A 16,169-nucleotide genomic window follows, 5' to 3' on the forward strand; every position below is an offset into this window, starting at 1 on the left:
CGACGGCGCGGCAATTTCAGGTTGACGCTCGAATGACGCATTCCCCCCGCCCCGCTCACCGATCGGCCTTCGCCGACGGGATCGCGGTCGTGCGGGCGCCGCAGGGTGAGTTCCCGCGGCATGCGCGTCGAGCAGAGGCAGTTTCGCATACCTTCCGCGAGTCCGGGCGTCCGTGTCCGACCGCACCACCATCAAGCGCGCGACGGCTGCCATCGGGCCCGGCGCGCGCGCGGAGAATCTATTATGACAACGCGTATGCTGATCGACGCACGCCACCGGGAAGAAACCCGGATCGCCGTCGTCAAGGGTAACCGAATCGAGGAATTCGATTTCGAAAGCGCCGAGCGCAAGCAGCTCAAGGGTAACATCTACCTCGCCAAGGTCACGCGGGTCGAGCCGTCGCTCCAGGCGGCGTTCATCGATTACGGCGGCAATCGCCACGGCTTCCTCGCGTTCAGCGAGATCCACCCCGATTACTACCAGATCCCCAAGGAAGACCGCGACGCGCTGCTCCGCGAAGAGGCCGAGCATGCCGCCGAGGAGGCCGCGTTGCGCGCCGACTATGACGCGGACGACGAAGAGGGTGACGACGAGGACGATATCGAGCGCTTCGAGGACGATGGCGGGGTAGATCCCGACGTCGCCGAGGAGCACGAAGGCGGCGAAGAGACCGGCGAAGCCCCGCGTCGCAAGCGCAAGTCGAACGGTGACGACGCCGCGGTCGAGGATCTGCGCGAGCGTCGCATGAACCTGCGCCGCCGCTACAAGATCCAGGACGTGATCCATCGCCGCCAGGTGCTGCTCGTTCAGGTCGTCAAGGAAGAGCGCGGCAACAAGGGCGCAGCGCTGACCACGTACCTGTCGCTGGCGGGCCGCTACTGCGTGCTGATGCCCAATACCAGCCACGGCGGCGGCATCTCGCGCAAGATCAGCAACGCGGGCGATCGCAAGCGCCTGAAGTCGATCATGGCCGACATGCAGCTGCCGCCCTCGATGGGCTGCATCGTCCGCACCGCCGGGCTGCAGCGCAGCAAGGTCGAGATCAAGCGCGACTTCGATTACCTCGCCCGCCTGTGGGACGGGATCCGCGAAGCGACGCTCAAGGCGTCGGCACCCGCGCTCGTCTACGGCGACAGCGACCTGATCAAGCGCGCGATCCGCGACATCTACAACAAGGAAATCGAAGAGGTCATCGTCGAGGGCGAGGACGGCTATCGCCAGGCGCGCGAGTTCATGCGCCTGCTGATGCCGACGCACGCGCGTCGCATCAAGCATTACGCCGACCCCGTTCCGCTGTTCCAGCGCGCGGGCGTCGAGGACCAGCTGTCGGCGATGTACCATCCGGTCGTGCAGCTGAAGTCGGGTGGCTATCTGGTCATCAACCCGACCGAGGCGCTCGTCTCGATCGACATCAACTCGGGCCGCTCGACGCGTGAGCACAGCATCGAGCAGACTGCGACCGCAACCAACCTCGAGGCCGCACAGGAAATCGGCCGCCAGCTGCGCCTGCGAGACATGGCCGGGCTCGTCGTCATCGACTTCATCGACATGGATAACAATTCCAACGTCCGTAAGGTCGAGAAGGCGATGAAGGAGGCGCTGAAGAATGATCGTGCGCGCATCCAGATCGGCCGCATCTCGTCGTTCGGCCTGATGGAAATGAGCCGCCAGCGGCTGCGCACCGGCGTGCTCGAAGCGTCGACCCGCGCCTGCCCGCATTGCGAGGGCACAGGGCTCGTCCGCACCGCATCGTCGTCGGGCATTTCCGCGCTCCGCCTCATCGAGGACGAGGCCGCCCGCGGTCGCGGCTCGTTGCTGACGCTGCGCGCGAGCCAGGAGGCGGCGGTCTACATCCTCAACCGCAAGCGTGCGGACATTGCCGAGATCGAGGATCGCTACGGCGTGATCGTCGAGATCATCCCCGGCCAGGACGAGGAAGGCGCGCACATGACGGTCGAGGCCAGTGGCCCGCCGCCCGCGCATCCGCCGAAGTTCGTCCAGATCATCGAAGAGGACGAGGACGATCTTCCCGAGGAGATCGAGGACGAGATCGAGGAGGACGAGGTCGAAGAGGCCGAGGCCGAGCAGCCGCGTCGTCGTGAGGGGGGCCGCGAAGGCGGACGCGAACAGGCCGCGCCGCGTGAAGGCCGCGATGCCGATGGCGAGGGCGGCAAGAAGCGCCGTCGCCGCCGCGGTCGTCGGGGCCGGGCACGTCCGGGTGAGGACGGCGCCGTCGGTGGTACGAACGAGGATGGCACTTTCGAGGACGTCGACACCAATGTCGAGGAAATCGACGAAGGCGTCGGCGAGATCGTCGAAGTCGGCGGTGGCGAGGAGATCGAAGGTACGACTCCGGCCGAACAGGCCAATGGCGTCGAAGGCGAAGGCCGTCGTCGTCGCGGACGTCGCGGACGTCGCGGTGGTCGGCGCAACGACCAGGGCGGCGAGCAGACCGGCACCGAGGCGGGCGAGTCGATTGCCGTCAGCAGCATCGACACCGCGGCACTGATCGCCGAGGCACCCGAGCCGGAAGCGTTTGCGCCGGTCGAGACGTCCGAGGGCGAGCCGGTGTTCGAGGAGACGCCGTCCGCGCCGGTCGCCGAGGCCCCCAAGATGCGTCGTCGCCCGCGCGCGCGTGCCGCCGCCGCGACGATCAACGCCGACCCGGTCGCCGAGACGGCGCCCAAGTCGCGTCGGGGTCGCAAGCCGCGTCCGGTCGAGACCGCCGACGAGACGACTTTGGCACCAGAACCGGTCGTATCCGAAGTGCCCGTCACGCCCGAGCCGCAGGAACAGGCCGCTCCCGATCCGGTTGCGGCAGAGCCGGCGCGCAAGCCTGCACGGCGCCGTCGCGAGGCGGTTGCCGATGCGACGATGGACGAGGTTGGCGCTACGCCTGCCGAGACGCTGGAGGCGTCCGCGCCGAAGCCCAAGCGCGCGCGTCGCAAGGCGAGCGATACGGCGGTCGAGCCCGCAGCCGTCGAGGAGGCCCCTGCCAAGGTCGCCAAGCCGCGTGGTCGGCCGCGCAAGGCCGCGGTGATCGAGGCCGGCGACGCCGCCCCGACCAGCGAGGTGCTCGCCGCGCCGGTCGAGACCACGCCACCGCAGGTCGAGGTCCAGCCGCAGGACGCCGACGCGCCGGGCACGAACGACGACCCCGACGGCGCGCCGCGCCGTGGCTGGTGGCAGCGCACCTTCGGCTGACGCCAGAGCATAGCCGTTGAGACGGGCGCGATCGAAAGATCGCGCCCGTTTTCATTTCGGCGCATTCGGACCAATTGGTTCCGGCGATCGGCCGCTTGGGTCGTGCTACGTCCTGCGGCTCACCATCGGGCGTCGGACCCGCCCACGTCGTCGTCCCCGCCATTGCTCCCCCGCCGCCGATCGACGATACTGCGCGATATGAAGCGCTTCGTCGCGGCCCTGACCGCCACCCTCCTGCTCTGGGCGCAACCCGCGCAGGCGCAGTCGATCCTCCGCGATGCGGAAACCGAAACGATGTTCGCCGAAATGTCCGGCCCGTTGATCACCGCGGCGGGCCTGTCGCCGCGCGACGTCAAGGTCGTGCTGATCAACGACGATTCGATCAACGCGTTCGTCGCGGGCGGCCAGACCGTCTATGTCCATTCGGGTCTGCTGCAGGCGGCGGACAATGCGAACGAAGTCCAGGGCGTGATCGCGCACGAACTCGGCCACATCGCCGACGGTCATGTCGTGCTCTCCGATCGCGGGACCAAACCCGCGATGGGCATGTACCTGTTGTCGATGGTGCTCGGCCTGGCGGCGATGGCGGCGGGCAGCGGCGAGGCGGGCGCGGGGATCATGGCGGCCGGACAACAGGCCGCGATGGGCAATTACCTCGCGTTCAGCCGCACGCAGGAATCCACTGCGGATGCGAGCGGCGCCAAATATCTGCGGGAGGCCAACGTCACGGGCCGCGGCATGCTGAGCTTTTTCAAAAAGCTGCAGCAGCAGGAATATCGCTTCGGCACCGCCAATATCGACCCGTTCATGCAGTCGCATCCGCTGTCTGGCGAGCGTGTCTCGGCGCTGACCGCGGATCTCCAGGCGTCGCCCGCCTGGGCGAACAAGCCCGATGCCGCGCTCGAGGAACGCTTCCGCCGCGTGAAGGCCAAGCTTGCCGGCTATGTCCTGCCCGCGCCGCGCACGCTGCAAAGCTATCCGCCGAGCGACCAGTCGATCTACGCACACTATGCCCGGGCCTATGCCTATCATAAATCGGGATATCCCGAGAAAGCCGATGCCGAGGCGGACGCGCTGGTGAAGGCCAGGCCCGACGATCCCTATTTCCTCGAGATCAAGGGCCAGATCCTGCTCGAGGCGGGCAGGCCGGTCGAGTCGCTCGTCCCGTTGCGCGAGGCGACCGAGGGCTCGCGCAACAACCCGCTGATCGCCACGACGTTCGGCCACGCGCTGATCGCGACCGAGAACAAGGCAAACTATCCCGAGGCGACGAAGGTCCTGCGCACCGCAGTCGGCCGCGACGATCAGAATCCGTTCGCCTGGATGCAGCTCGGCACCGTCTACGAGCTGACCGGTGATACGGCTCGCGCGGCGCTCGCCACCGCCGAGCGCGCGAGCATGGGCGGCGACATGCGGACCGCATCGGCCAGCGCGCAATATGCGCTCGCCAACATCCCCGCCAACACCCCCGACTGGATCCGCGCGCAGGATATCGCGATGGCCGCGCAGAACGAGATGGACGACAATCCCAAGCAGTATAAGCGGCGCAGATGAACAAGATGATGTTGCCCGCCATCGCGGCGGTCGGGGCGGTCCTGGGCGGATTCGCGGTGTGGGGCTATGATCGCCAGGGCGGTGGCGTCGAGCGCGCACAGGTCGAGGCGATCGTCCACGACTACATGCTCGCGCATCCCGAGATCCTGCCCGAAGCGATGGAGAAACTGCGCGACCGCGAGTCGGGCAAGACGGTCGCTGCCAACCGCGACGCGATCGTCACGCCGTTCGGCAGCGCCTGGGCGGGCAACCCCAAGGGCGACGTCACGCTCGTCGAATATTTCGATTATAATTGCGGGTATTGCCGCGCGAGCCTGCCGATGATCGCAAAGCTGATCGCGGCAGACCCCAAGGTCCGCGTCGTCTTCCGCGAATTGCCGATCCTCAGCGCGGAAAGCCGCGTCGCTGCCCGCGCGAGCCTCGCGGCCGCCCAACAGGGCAAGTTCGCGGCCTTCCACGACGCGCTCTACGCCGGCGGCCAGGTCAGCGACGCGACGATCGCGGCGGCGGCGGCGAAGGCCGGGGTCGACATCAATCAGGCCGGCTTCACCAAGACCGCCGATGCAGAGATCGGCAAGAACATGGAAACCGCGGCCAAGCTCGGCATGACGGGCACGCCGAGCTGGGTGGTCGGCGACCGCATCCTGTCCGGCGCGCTGCCGCTCGAGGACCTGCAAAAGGCGGTCGCCGCCGCCCGCGCCGGATAAGCCGACTTCGCAAACCCCCATTTCGTCATCCCCGCGGAGGCGGGGACCCATATTGGCGAACGTCCGAGTCTATGGATCCCCGCCTCCGCGGGGATGACGATGGGGTCGCGTCAGGCCTTACTTTCACACCCCACCACCCCCATCTTCCCCTCACTTAAAAGGGGGCCCAATGACCGAACCGATCCTGTCCGTTGCGGGCGTCACGAAGACTTACAAAAGCGGTACGACCGCACTCCACCCCGTCGATCTGGACATCCGCAAGGGCGAGATCTTCGCGCTGCTCGGGCCCAATGGAGCGGGGAAGACCACGCTGATCAGCATCATCTGCGGGATCGTCACGCCCAGCGCAGGAACGATTACCGTCGCGGGCTTCGATGCGATCCACGACTATAAGCAGGCGCGCAGCCGCATCGGTCTGGTTCCGCAGGAACTGAACGTCGACATGTTCGAGACGGTGCTTGCCACCGTCACCTTCAGCCGCCGCCTGTTCGGTCGCTCGGGCCACAGCGCCTATATCGAACAGGTGCTGCGTGACCTGTCGCTCTGGGACAAGCGCCATGCGAAGATCATGGAATTGTCGGGCGGGATGAAGCGCCGTGTCCTGATCGCCAAGGCGTTGAGCCATGAGCCCGAGATCCTGTTCCTCGACGAACCCACCGCGGGCGTCGACGTCGCGCTGCGCCGCGACATGTGGAAGCTCGTCCACCGCCTGCGCGAGGGTGGCACGACGATCATCCTGACCACGCATTATATCGAGGAGGCCGAGGAGATGGCCGACCGCGTCGGCGTGATCAACAAGGGCAAGCTGCTGCTCGTCGACGACAAGGCATCGCTGATGAAACAGCTCGGCAAGCGCGAGCTCGATCTGGCGTTGCAGGAGCCGATGACCGCGATCCCGCCCGAGCTCGCCGAATGGGACGTGTCGCTGCAGGATGACGGCAAGCGCCTGCGCTATGTGTTCGACGCACAGGCGGACCATACCGGCATCCCCTCGCTCCTGCGCAAGCTTGCCGAACTCGGCATCGGCTTCAAGGATCTCGAAACCAGCAAGTCGAGCCTCGAGGACATCTTCGTCGATCTCGTCGGAGAGCGCGCATGAACACCCCCTTCCTCAACTGGCACGGCGTCTGGGCGATCTATCGCTTCGAAATGGCTCGGGCCCTGCGCACGCTGTGGCAGAGCCTCGTCACCCCCGTCCTCACGACGTCGCTCTATTTCATCGTCTTTGGCGGTGCGATCGGCAGCCGGATGCAGGAGGTCGGCGGCGTCGGCTATGGCAGCTTCATCGTCCCCGGCCTCATCATGCTTTCGCTGCTAACGCAGAGCATCGCGAATGCATCGATCGGCATCTACTTCCCCAAATTCACCGGCACGATCTACGAACTGCTCTCCGCGCCCGTGTCCGCGATGGAGATGGTGATCGGCTATGTCGGGGCGGCGACCACCAAGTCGGTGATCATCGGCCTGATCATCCTGGCGACCGCCGCCTGTTTCGTGCCGCTGCATATCGCGCATCCGTTCGCGATGTTCGCCTTCCTGATCCTGACGGCCGTCGCGTTCAGCCTGTTCGGGTTTATCATCGGCGTCTGGGCGAACGGCTTCGAACAGCTGAACTTCGTCCCCGCGCTGCTGATCACGCCACTGACATTTCTCGGCGGCGCCTTCTACTCGATCGACATGCTGCCCCAGCCCTGGCGCACGCTCAGCCTGGCCAACCCGGTCGTCTATCTGATCAGCGGGTTTCGCTGGAGCTTCTTCGGGCAAGGTGATGTCGCGGTCGGCATCAGCCTCGCGGTGACCGCGGCGTTCCTCGTCGCCTGCCTTGGCGTGATCGCGTTGATCTTCAAGACCGGCTGGCGGATGAAGAACTAGGCGCGCCACGCCCCGCGCGCCATCGGCCGCACGACCAGCGCATTGATGTCGATCGCGATGTGAAACGCGATCGCCATCCACACGCTGTTCGTCAGGCCGTAGACCACGGACAGCGCCACGCCCGACAGCGTCGTCGCGACGACGCCGCGCCACCCCTGATAGCGATGCACCCCGCCGAAGCATAAGGCGGCGATGATCGTCCCCGCCAGCGCGCTGCCGGACACCAGCGCGATCAGCAGCGGGAGGAACAGGCGGAAGAACAGCTCTTCGCTGATCCCGGCACTGATCGCGAGGGCGATGGCCTGGAGAATGTCCTTGCGCGTCTTCGGCAGGACATCGGGGAAGGTGCCGATCTGGAACGCGCGGCGGCCGCGGCGCCACAAGGCATGCGTGATCGCCGCGTTCGCGAGCGTGCCGAGCGCCATGCCGAGGATCAGTGGCGCGATCGGCAGGCGCGGCCAGTCGCCCGGCACCAGCGCGATTGCCGCCGGCTGCGCCGCCGCGAGCGGATTTTGGCCGAGCAGTACGAGGCCAATCAGAGCGGGCAGACCGAACGACACCGCCAACCCGACCGCCCAGGCCGTCATACGCTTTGCAGGGCCGCTCCCTGATCGTGTTGGCAGGCGAGCGCGGAACGTCCGCCCCCGCCACAGGATCGCCAAAACGTAGACGGCGACGATCGCGAGCAGTGTCTGCGCGACCATCACCGCGGCCGGATTAGTCGCGCAACAGGTCGTTGATGCTCGTCTTCGACCGCGTCTGCGCGTCGACGCGCTTGACGATCACGGCGCAGTAAAGCGCGGGCTTGCCGTCCCCGCCGCCGATCGAACCCGGCACGACGACCGCATAGGGCGGCACTTCGCCCTTGAAGACTTCGCCGGTCGCGCGGTCGATGATCTTGGTCGACGCGCCCAGATACACGCCCATCGACAGCACCGCGCCCTCACCGACGCGGACGCCCTCGGCGACCTCGGCACGCGCGCCGATGAATGCGCCGTCGCCGATGATCACGGGGTCGGCCTGAAGCGGCTCGAGCACGCCGCCGATGCCGGCACCGCCCGACAGATGGACGTTCTTGCCGATCTGCGCGCAGGATCCGACGGTCGCCCAGGCGTCGACCATCGTGCCCTCACCGACATAGGCGCCGATATTGACGAAGCTCGGCATCAGGATCGCGCCCTTGGCGATGAAGCTGCCGCGGCGCGCGACCGCGCCGGGAACGACGCGGATGCCGGCCGCGCGGAACTCGGCCTCGCCCCAGCCCGCGAACTTCGACGGCACCTTGTCGAACGCGGGTGCGCCGCCCGATCCGCCGTCGATCACGACATTGTCGTTGAGGCGGAACGACAGCAGTACGGCCTTCTTCAGCCATTGATTGACCTGCCACCCGTCGCCGACGGGCTCCGCGACCCGTGCGGTGCCCGCATCGAGCATCGCCAGCGCGCTGTCGACTGCATCGCGGATCTCGCCCTTCGTCTCCAGACCGAGATTTGCCCGGTCGTCCCAGGCGGCGTCGATGATCGTCTGCAGGCTGCTCATGATGTCTCCAGGATGGTTTCCAGCCACGGCGCGAGCACCGGGATGGTGAAATCGATATGATCGCGTTCCGCGCCCGGCGACTGTTCGGACCCGTTGTCGACCCACACCGTCGTCATGCCGATCGCCTTGGCGGGCAGCAGATTGCGGACCATGTCGTCGACGAACAGAGATTGGGCGGGGTCGATGTCGAACGCGGTACAAAAGCCTGCATAGGCCGATGCATGCGGCTTGGGCATCAGGTCCATCGCATGGATGTCGTGGATCGCCTCGAAACTCGCGCCAAGCCCGAGACGGTCGAGGATCTTCAGCGCATAGGGCGTGTCGCCGTTGGTGAAGATCAGCTTGCGCCCGGGCAGCTTGGCGATCGCTGCGACCAGCGGCGCATCATGCTCCAGCACGTCCATCTCGATGTCATGGACATGCGCGAGGAACGCGTGCGGATCGACGTGATGCTCGGTCATCAACCCCGACAGCGTCGTGCCGTGATTGTGGAAATAGCCCTTCTGCACGCGCCGCGCCTCGTCATGCTCGAGCCCGAGCAGGTCCTGGATGAACCCGGTCATCCGTGCGTCGACCTGCGAAAACAGATCGGCGCTCGCCGGATACAGCGTGTTGTCCAGATCGAAGATCCAGTTGCGGACATGGTCAAGTCGGGCAAGCATCGGAGCGAACCTCTAGGCATCGCCGCGCGCAGGGACAAGCCGGCGCGGTCGGGTCACGCGGAGCGCGACGCAGCAAATTTGCCGGACACTGGATAAGCTACCGCTCGGTACCTATATCCAATGCATGACACGCTATTCCCTGCTCGATCTCGTTCCCGTCGTCCAAGGCGGCACCGTTTCACAATCGCTCGCCAATGCGGCCGATCTAGCGCGCCATGCCGAGAGCGTCGGATTCCAGCGTTACTGGGTTGCCGAACATCACGGCATGACCGGTATCGCCTCTGCTGCGACCGCCGTCGTGATCGCGCATATCGCCGCCGCGACGCGAACTATCCGCGTCGGATCGGGTGGTATCATGCTCCCCAACCACGCCCCGCTGGTGATCGCCGAGCAGTTCGGGACGCTCGACGCGCTGTTCCCCGGCCGGATCGACCTTGGCCTAGGCCGCGCGCCCGGTTCGGACCAGAGGGTGGCACGCGCGATGCGCCGCACGCTCGAGACCGACGCCAACGCCTTCCCGCAGGACGTGATGGAACTGCAGAGCTATTTCGCCAATGACGGCCAGACCGGCATCGTCGCGACGCCGGGCGCGGGCGCGGATGTCGAGATGTGGATTCTCGGCTCCAGCACCTTCGGCGCGCAGCTCGCCGCCGCGCTCGGCCTGCCCTATGCCTTTGCGTCGCATTTCGCGCCCGATGCGCTCGATGCGGCCCTCGCTATCTATCGCCGCGATTTCCGCCCCTCCGCGCGGCTGGCAAAGCCCCACGTCATGGCGGGCTTCAACGTCTTCGCGGCCGATACCGATGCCGAGGCCGAGCTGCTCGCCAGTTCGCAGCAACAGTCGTTCGTCGCGCTCCGCACCGGTAATCCGCGTCAGTTGCCGCCGCCGGTCGCGGGCTATCGCGAGTCGGTCGGCGCGCAAGGCAACCAGATTCTCGACCATGTCCTGCAATGCTCGGCCGTCGGCAGCCCGGCCAAGGTCGCGCGCGGGATCGCCGCGTTCGTCGAGCGTACCGGCGTCGACGAGGTGATGGTGACGAGTGCGATCTACGATCACGAAGCCCGCAAGCGGAGCCTGTCGATCACCGCCGACGTGATGCAGGATATGAAGATCGCGGCCTGATCAGCTCGCGGCGGGCAGCCTCAGGCGGACCATGAGTCCGCCGAGGTCCTCGCTCTCCTCGAGCCCGACCGTGCCCTCGTAGATCTCGGCGACGTCGCGGACGATCGCGAGCCCCAGACCCGTACCCGGCTTGCCCGTATCGAGCCGCACGCCGCGATCGAAGATGCGGACGCGTTGTTCCTCAGGGATCCCGACGCCGTCGTCTTCGACCAGAAACTCGACGAACCCGGCCTGCGCGCCGACCGTCACGAAGACGCTGCCACCGCCATATTTCGCGGCGTTCTCGATCAGGTTGCCGAGCATCTCGTCGAGGTCCTGGCGTTCGACATGAACCTTGAGCGTCTTGTCGCCGGTAATGTCGATGCGGACATGCCGATACAGACGGGCGACCGCACGTTCGACCGATTCGAGGCTTGGCCAGACATCGGCACGACTATGCGCCGAACCGCGCCGGCCGACCGCACGGGCTCGGGCAAGGTGATGATCGACCTGGCGCCGCATCGTCCGCGCTTCACGAATGACGGTATCGGCCAGATCGTCCGATTGCGCAGTCGCGGCGTTCATGATCACGGTCAGCGGGGTCTTCAGCGCATGCGCGAGATTGCCCGCATGCCGTCGCGCTTCCTCGGCCTGACGCTCGTTATGTTCGATCAGCGCGTTCAGTTCCTCGACCATCGGCGCAACCTCGATCGGCATCGCGCTGGAAACCCGGTTTGACTGGCCCGCGCGCATCCGGCCGATCTCTTCGCGTACGCGACGCAGCGGCCAGAGCCCGTAGAATGTCTGGAGCGCAGCAAGTACGATGAGCCCGAGCGCAAGCAGCGCGAAGCTGCGAACCAGCGTACGGCGCAAGGTGGTGATCTGCGCGTCAAGACCGTAGCGACTCTGCGCAACCTGAAACCGCCAGCGAACCTTTGATCCTGGAATAACCGCGTCACGCTCGACGATCCGTAGCTTTTCATCCGGAAACTGCATGCTGTCGTAAAAGTGAACATTGCGATCGTCATGCGCCGATCCGAACGCCAGCCGACGATCCCATAGCGATCGCGAGGTGTAGTCCAGGTCGGCGGCGCCCCTTCCCGCAACTTGATAATAGAGGCCCGACCCTGGCTCGAGGAACCGCTGGTCGGCGACCGCCTCGCGCGAGAATAGCACCTCGCCGTCGGGCCCGATTTCCGAAGAATTGAGCAACGAACGCAGGACGTATTCAAGCTGGTCATCGAAATTGCGCGTCACCGCCTGGGCCAGGACCCGGTCGAGCGCATACCCGCCGCCGCTCAACAAGAGGCCAATCCACACCGCTGCGATCAGGATCATGCGCCGTGACAGCGACCCCTTAACCGCCGCGGGCACACGAATTGGCCCATCTGATAGTGTCGACGCGGTCATAGATTTGGGATCAGGCGTCCGGATCTTCGAGGCTGTAGCCCAGCCCGCGGATCGTGGTGATCACGTCCTGACCCAGCTTCTTGCGAATACGCGTCACGAACACCTCGATCGTGTTTGAATCGCGATCGAAATCCTGATCGTAGATATGCTCGATCAGCTCGGTGCGGCTGACGACCTTGCCCTTATGGTGCAGCAGATAGCTCAGCAGCTTATATTCCTGCGCGGTCAGCTTCACCGGCTCGCCCGCACGCGTCACCTTGCCGCTGCGCGTATCGAGGCGGATGTCGCCGGCGGTCAGTTCGGAGGAGGCGTTACCACTCGCACGCCGGATCAAGGCCCGCAGGCGCGCAATGAGTTCCTCGCTCTGGAACGGCTTTGCCACATAGTCATCGGCGCCCGCATCGAGCCCGGCGACCTTGTCGGACCAGCTGTCGCGCGCGGTCAGCACGAGGACGGGCATGACCTTGCCCTCCTTGCGCCAGCGGTCGAGCACGGTGAGGCCGTCGATCTCGGGCAGGCCGAGGTCGAGCACGACGGCATCGTAATTCTCGGTCGAACCCAGGAAATGCCCCTCCTCGCCATCGACTGCGAGGTCGATCGCATAGCCGGCGCCCTCGAGGGTATTCTTGAGCTGAGCCCCGAGATTCGGCTCGTCCTCGACGATCAGAACGCGCATGATAATCCTCTCGCTTGAATTGCCCGCTACCGGGTTACCGGTCGGTGCGGCCGACGATCTGACCAGTCCGGCCGTCGACATCGACCCAGATCACGGTTCCATCGCGCAGGAACTTGAGCGTGTAAATGGCGCTGCCCGAATCATAGTCGAAGCCAATATACTGCGAGCCGCGCATCGTCGGGATTACCCGCGCCTCGATTTCGCGCAACGACAGCGACCGCCCCGTCTTGCGGGCTTCGAAGGCGGATCGCTGGTCGCCGTGCCGCTGATCTGGTGCCTGCGCGACAGCGACTCCTGCCAGCAGCGGCGTCAGTATCGGGAAAGCAGCAAGAGTTGTCAGGAACAGCAGCATCTTCATGGAGGTGGCATAGGCCCGGCGCATTGAACAGCCTGTGAATGAGGGCGACAGCAGGACGACAGCATAGTGTAACTTGCCTGCATCACCCGGCGACCCTAGGTGACCCGGACATGGCAGCACCTATTCTCGCATTCGAAGGCCTCGGCCTTGTCCAGGGTTCTGGATGGCTTTTTCGCAACCTCGACATCCATATCGGTCCGCGCGATCGCCTCGCGCTGATCGGCCGCAACGGCGCAGGCAAGACGACCCTGCTCAAGCTGCTCGGCGGCAGCATCGAGGGCGATGAGGGCCGCCGGACGATCGTCCCGGGCACCCGGGTCGTCATCCTCGAGCAGGAGCCCGACCTGCGCGGCTTTGCGACCCTGCGCGATTACGTGATGGGCGGCGACGATGCGCCGGTCAGCTACGAAGCCGACTCGATCGCCGACCAGCTCGGCATCGATCTGTCGCGTGAAGCCGCATCCGCGTCGGGTGGCGAGCGCCGCCGCGCGGCGATCGTCCGTGCGCTGGCGCAGGACCCCGACGTGCTGCTGCTCGACGAGCCGACCAACCATCTCGACATCGGCGCGATCGAATGGATCGAGGACTGGCTCAAGCGATTCCGCGGCGCGTTTGTCGTGATCAGCCATGACCGTACCTTCCTGACGCGTCTCACCAAGCAGACCCTGTGGCTCGATCGCGGGGCGATCCGCCGCGCCGAGGTTGGTTTTGGCGGGTTCGAGGCGTGGACCGAACAGGTTTATGCCGAGGAACAGCGCCAGGCCGAAAAGCTCGACGCGCGCCTGAAACTGGAGGAACATTGGCTGCTGCGCGGCGTCACCGGGCGCCGCAAGCGCAACCAGGGCCGCCTGACCAAGCTGCACGAGATGCGTGCCGAACGCGCGTCGATGGTCGGACCGCAGGGCTCCGCCAATCTCGTGACGGGCAGCGACGACACCAAGTCGAAGGTGGTGATCGACGCCAAGAACGTCACCAAGGCGTATGGGGACCGGACAATCATCGGCGACCTGACGCTGCGCGTCACGCGCGGCGACCGGATCGGTATCGTCGGCCGCAACGGCGCGGGCAAGTCGACGCTGTTGAAGCTGCTGACCGGCGAGATCCAGCCCGACAGCGGCTCGATCAAGCTCGCCCAGACGCTCGACGCGGTCGTGATCGACCAGCAGCGCAGCCAAATGGCGCCTGAAAAGACGGTCCGCGAGGTCGTCGTCGATGGCGGCGAATGGATCGACGTGCTTGGTGTGCGCAAGCACATCCACGGGTATCTCAAGGAATTCCTGTTCGACCCGAACATGGTGGACGCCAAGATCGGGTCGCTATCGGGTGGCGAGCGATCGCGACTGCTGCTCGCGCGCGAATTCGCCAAGCCGTCGAACCTGCTCGTGCTCGACGAGCCGACCAACGATCTCGACCTCGAAACGCTTGACCTGTTGCAGGAGGTGATCGGCGATTATGACGGCACCGTCCTGATCGTCAGCCATGATCGCGACTTTCTCGACCGGACCGTGACGATCACGCTCGGGCTTGACGGGTCCGGGACCGTCGATGTCGTCGCCGGCGGCTACGAGGATTGGGAAAAGCGCCGTGCGACCCAGACCAGCGGCAAGCGGGCCTCGAAGAAGGTCGCCGCGACCGCGCCGCCGGCCCCCGCGCCCCGCGCGAAACTGACCTACAAGGATCAGCGCGATTATGAATTGCTCCCCAAGCGGATCGAGGCGCTCGACGCCCAGATCGCGAGCGATGCCGCAAAGCTTGCCGCGCCGAACCTGTACATGCGCGACAATGCAACCTTCGCCAGGCTGACCGCCGCGATCGAGGCGGCGCGCGCAGAAAAGGAGGCTGCGGAGCTGCGCTGGCTGGAACTGGCTGAGCAGGTTGGCGAATAGCGGCAGCTAAACCGTTCCGAACCATTTGGAACTTGACACATGTTACCGCGTTGCAGCATCCCGCCATTGTACGTTTTGGAGAGTCTTATGAAGCTGAAGAACCTGATCGGTAGCGCGCTCGCTATCGCTATGATGTCCACGTCGGTTGCAGCCGTTGCGGCGCCTGCCAACCCTGCGTCGAGCCTGTCGGTTTCGAAGGCACGCGTCGGTTCGGCAACGACCGGCAAGAACAAGGCTGCAGGCGCTGGCGTGATCGCCGGCCTGATCGCAGCTGGCGTCGTTGCGATTGGCGTTGTCGCCATCGTCAAGGACGACAACGACAACGATTCGGACAGCAACTAAGCTGTTCTGAGGGTCGGCGCTTCGGCGCCGGCCCTTTTTACGTTATTTGCTGATCGCGCGCCCGGACCGCCCCGCTAGATCAACGATATACTGCCAGGCAACACGCCCGGAACGACTTCCCCGCTGCGTTGCCCATGTGAGAGCCTCGTCGGGCTGAAATGGCAGATCGTGCAGCGCGGCATAGCCCGCGACGATTGCCAGATAGCCGTCCTGATCGACGGCATGAAACCCCAGACTGAGTCCGAACCGATCCGCCAGCGCCAGCTGGTCGTCGATCGAATCGCGTGGATTGATGGCACTCTCCTGTTCGGCGATATCGCGTGGCGCCAGATGCCGGCGGTTCGCCGTCACGGCCAGACGCACATTGGTGGGACGTGGCTCTGCACCGCCTTCGAGCACGGATCTCAGTACACGCGCCTCAGACGGAGTATCGATGCCGAGATCGTCGACGAAGACGATGAAGGCGCTGTCCACGGGTGCCAGCATCGCAAACAGGTCCGGCAGCGCGGTCATGTCGGCGATCTCGATCAGCGCGACATTGCCCTGTTCGGCCTGGACCGCGGCGACGACGCTTTTCACCAGCGCCGATTTACCGGTGCCGCGCGCGCCCCATAGCAGCACGTCATGCGCTGCGTGGCCGCGGCCGACACGCCGGACCATCTCCAGCAGCAGATGCTTCTGCCGATCGATGCCGATCAGCAGATCGAGCGGCAGCGGGGCGAAACCGCGGATCGGGACAAGCGCCCGGTTGCGCCAGACATAGGCCGGAAACGCCAGACAGTCCGCTACTGGCGGCGGCGGCGGCGAGAGGCGTTCGAGGGCGGCGGCGATCCTGTCGAGCGGGTCGGTCATCGCGC

Annotated in this window: 15 protein-coding genes; 8 read left to right on the forward strand and 7 right to left on the reverse strand. The window is 65.8% G+C overall.

What is annotated here, in order from left to right:
* Positions 1–243: 243 nt before the first annotated feature.
* The 5 genes from FHY04_RS13535 (at position 244) to FHY04_RS13555 (ending at position 7,337) form a co-directional block, all read left to right on the forward strand.
* Positions 244–3,204 carry a ribonuclease E/G gene (locus FHY04_RS13535; RefSeq protein ID WP_221211787.1) on the forward strand — a complete coding sequence of 987 codons (2,961 nt, stop codon included), beginning with the start codon at positions 244–246 and terminating at the stop codon, positions 3,202–3,204.
* Positions 3,205–3,402: 198 nt separating this feature from the next.
* Positions 3,403–4,758, forward strand: coding sequence for a M48 family metalloprotease (locus tag FHY04_RS13540; protein WP_183936810.1), 1,356 nt, complete (start codon positions 3,403–3,405; stop codon positions 4,756–4,758).
* Positions 4,755–5,465 (forward strand): DsbA family protein, encoded by a 711-nt coding sequence (locus tag FHY04_RS13545; protein ID WP_082451560.1) that lies wholly within the window; start codon positions 4,755–4,757, stop codon positions 5,463–5,465. Before FHY04_RS13540 ends, FHY04_RS13545 begins: the two co-directional genes overlap by 4 nt.
* A 169-nt stretch (positions 5,466–5,634) precedes the next feature.
* Positions 5,635–6,564, forward strand: a complete 930-nt coding sequence (locus tag FHY04_RS13550) for an ABC transporter ATP-binding protein (RefSeq protein ID WP_031394471.1) — start codon at positions 5,635–5,637, stop codon at positions 6,562–6,564.
* On the forward strand, positions 6,561–7,337 hold the full coding sequence (locus FHY04_RS13555) for an ABC transporter permease (RefSeq protein WP_183936811.1): 777 nt from the start codon (positions 6,561–6,563) through the stop codon (positions 7,335–7,337). The genes FHY04_RS13550 and FHY04_RS13555 overlap by 4 nt, the downstream gene beginning before the upstream one ends.
* Here FHY04_RS13555 and FHY04_RS13560 read toward each other — a convergent pair.
* From FHY04_RS13560 to FHY04_RS13570, 3 genes are read right to left on the reverse strand one after another with little or no spacing between them, the layout of a single operon-like run.
* Positions 7,334–8,041, reverse strand: coding sequence for a CPBP family intramembrane glutamic endopeptidase (locus FHY04_RS13560; protein WP_221211788.1), 708 nt, complete (start codon positions 8,039–8,041; stop codon positions 7,334–7,336). The two genes, FHY04_RS13555 and FHY04_RS13560, sit on opposite strands and share 4 nt — an antisense overlap.
* 13 nt (positions 8,042–8,054) lie before the next feature.
* The gene (gene dapD, locus FHY04_RS13565) at positions 8,055–8,876 is read right to left on the reverse strand and encodes a 2,3,4,5-tetrahydropyridine-2,6-dicarboxylate N-succinyltransferase (protein WP_031440084.1); all 822 of its coding nucleotides are present in this window, start codon (positions 8,874–8,876) and stop codon (positions 8,055–8,057) included.
* On the reverse strand, positions 8,873–9,538 hold the full coding sequence (locus FHY04_RS13570; RefSeq protein WP_031393493.1) for a pyrimidine 5'-nucleotidase: 666 nt from the start codon (positions 9,536–9,538) through the stop codon (positions 8,873–8,875). Before FHY04_RS13570 ends, dapD begins: the two co-directional genes overlap by 4 nt.
* A 124-nt stretch (positions 9,539–9,662) precedes the next feature.
* Between FHY04_RS13570 and FHY04_RS13575 the strand changes: the two genes are divergently transcribed.
* On the forward strand, positions 9,663–10,661 hold the full coding sequence (locus tag FHY04_RS13575; RefSeq protein ID WP_183936813.1) for an LLM class flavin-dependent oxidoreductase: 999 nt from the start codon (positions 9,663–9,665) through the stop codon (positions 10,659–10,661).
* On the opposite strand, the gene FHY04_RS13580 is transcribed toward FHY04_RS13575, so the two are convergent.
* The 3 genes from FHY04_RS13580 to FHY04_RS13590 all read right to left on the reverse strand — a co-directional run bounded on the left by FHY04_RS13580 (position 10,662) and on the right by FHY04_RS13590 (position 13,078).
* On the reverse strand, positions 10,662–11,978 hold the full coding sequence (locus tag FHY04_RS13580) for an ATP-binding protein (RefSeq protein ID WP_183936814.1): 1,317 nt from the start codon (positions 11,976–11,978) through the stop codon (positions 10,662–10,664). It lies immediately after the preceding gene.
* Between the two features lie 82 nt (positions 11,979–12,060).
* Positions 12,061–12,726, reverse strand: coding sequence for a response regulator transcription factor (locus FHY04_RS13585; RefSeq protein ID WP_031393490.1), 666 nt, complete (start codon positions 12,724–12,726; stop codon positions 12,061–12,063).
* A 34-nt stretch (positions 12,727–12,760) separates the two neighbouring features.
* Positions 12,761–13,078: a hypothetical protein gene (locus tag FHY04_RS13590; RefSeq protein ID WP_409349166.1), complete on the reverse strand. Its 318-nt coding sequence runs from the start codon at positions 13,076–13,078 to the stop codon at positions 12,761–12,763.
* Positions 13,079–13,194: 116 nt separating this feature from the next.
* Here FHY04_RS13590 and FHY04_RS13595 point away from each other — a divergent pair, with 116 nt between their 5' ends.
* Together FHY04_RS13595 and FHY04_RS13600 are read left to right on the forward strand one after the other, a co-directional pair.
* The gene (locus tag FHY04_RS13595) at positions 13,195–14,970 is read left to right on the forward strand and encodes an ABC-F family ATP-binding cassette domain-containing protein (RefSeq protein WP_183936816.1); all 1,776 of its coding nucleotides are present in this window, start codon (positions 13,195–13,197) and stop codon (positions 14,968–14,970) included.
* A gap of 87 nt (positions 14,971–15,057) precedes the next feature.
* Positions 15,058–15,312 carry a hypothetical protein gene (locus FHY04_RS13600; RefSeq protein WP_183936817.1) on the forward strand — a complete coding sequence of 85 codons (255 nt, stop codon included), beginning with the start codon at positions 15,058–15,060 and terminating at the stop codon, positions 15,310–15,312.
* 42 nt (positions 15,313–15,354) lie between these two features.
* Here the strand turns inward: FHY04_RS13600 and FHY04_RS13605 are convergent, their stop codons facing one another.
* Entirely contained in the window at positions 15,355–16,164 is an 810-nt protein-coding gene (locus FHY04_RS13605; RefSeq protein ID WP_183936818.1) for an ATP-binding protein, read from the reverse strand.
* Positions 16,165–16,169: the final 5 nt, after the last annotated feature.

The sequence above is a fragment of the Sphingomonas sp. BK481 genome (genome assembly GCF_014194875.1).
GTDB classification, from domain to species: Bacteria; Pseudomonadota; Alphaproteobacteria; order Sphingomonadales; family Sphingomonadaceae; genus Sphingomonas; species Sphingomonas aerolata.

Coding starts and splice junctions, on each gene's coding strand:
- FHY04_RS13575 (WP_183936813.1), top strand. CDS start 9,663: ATGACACGCTATTCCCTGCTCGATCTCGTTCCCGTCGTCCAAGGCGGC.
- FHY04_RS13605 (WP_183936818.1), bottom strand. CDS start 16,164: ATGACCGACCCGCTCGACAGGATCGCCGCCGCCCTCGAACGCCTCTCG.
- FHY04_RS13580 (WP_183936814.1), bottom strand. CDS start 11,978: ATGATCCTGATCGCAGCGGTGTGGATTGGCCTCTTGTTGAGCGGCGGC.
- FHY04_RS13560 (WP_221211788.1), bottom strand. CDS start 8,041: ATGGTCGCGCAGACACTGCTCGCGATCGTCGCCGTCTACGTTTTGGCG.
- dapD (WP_031440084.1), bottom strand. CDS start 8,876: ATGAGCAGCCTGCAGACGATCATCGACGCCGCCTGGGACGACCGGGCA.
- FHY04_RS13555 (WP_183936811.1), top strand. CDS start 6,561: ATGAACACCCCCTTCCTCAACTGGCACGGCGTCTGGGCGATCTATCGC.
- FHY04_RS13540 (WP_183936810.1), top strand. CDS start 3,403: ATGAAGCGCTTCGTCGCGGCCCTGACCGCCACCCTCCTGCTCTGGGCG.
- FHY04_RS13585 (WP_031393490.1), bottom strand. CDS start 12,726: ATGCGCGTTCTGATCGTCGAGGACGAGCCGAATCTCGGGGCTCAGCTC.
- FHY04_RS13550 (WP_031394471.1), top strand. CDS start 5,635: ATGACCGAACCGATCCTGTCCGTTGCGGGCGTCACGAAGACTTACAAA.
- FHY04_RS13535 (WP_221211787.1), top strand. CDS start 244: ATGACAACGCGTATGCTGATCGACGCACGCCACCGGGAAGAAACCCGG.
- FHY04_RS13545 (WP_082451560.1), top strand. CDS start 4,755: ATGAACAAGATGATGTTGCCCGCCATCGCGGCGGTCGGGGCGGTCCTG.
- FHY04_RS13590 (WP_409349166.1), bottom strand. CDS start 13,078: ATGCTGCTGTTCCTGACAACTCTTGCTGCTTTCCCGATACTGACGCCG.
- FHY04_RS13570 (WP_031393493.1), bottom strand. CDS start 9,538: ATGCTTGCCCGACTTGACCATGTCCGCAACTGGATCTTCGATCTGGAC.
- FHY04_RS13595 (WP_183936816.1), top strand. CDS start 13,195: ATGGCAGCACCTATTCTCGCATTCGAAGGCCTCGGCCTTGTCCAGGGT.
- FHY04_RS13600 (WP_183936817.1), top strand. CDS start 15,058: ATGAAGCTGAAGAACCTGATCGGTAGCGCGCTCGCTATCGCTATGATG.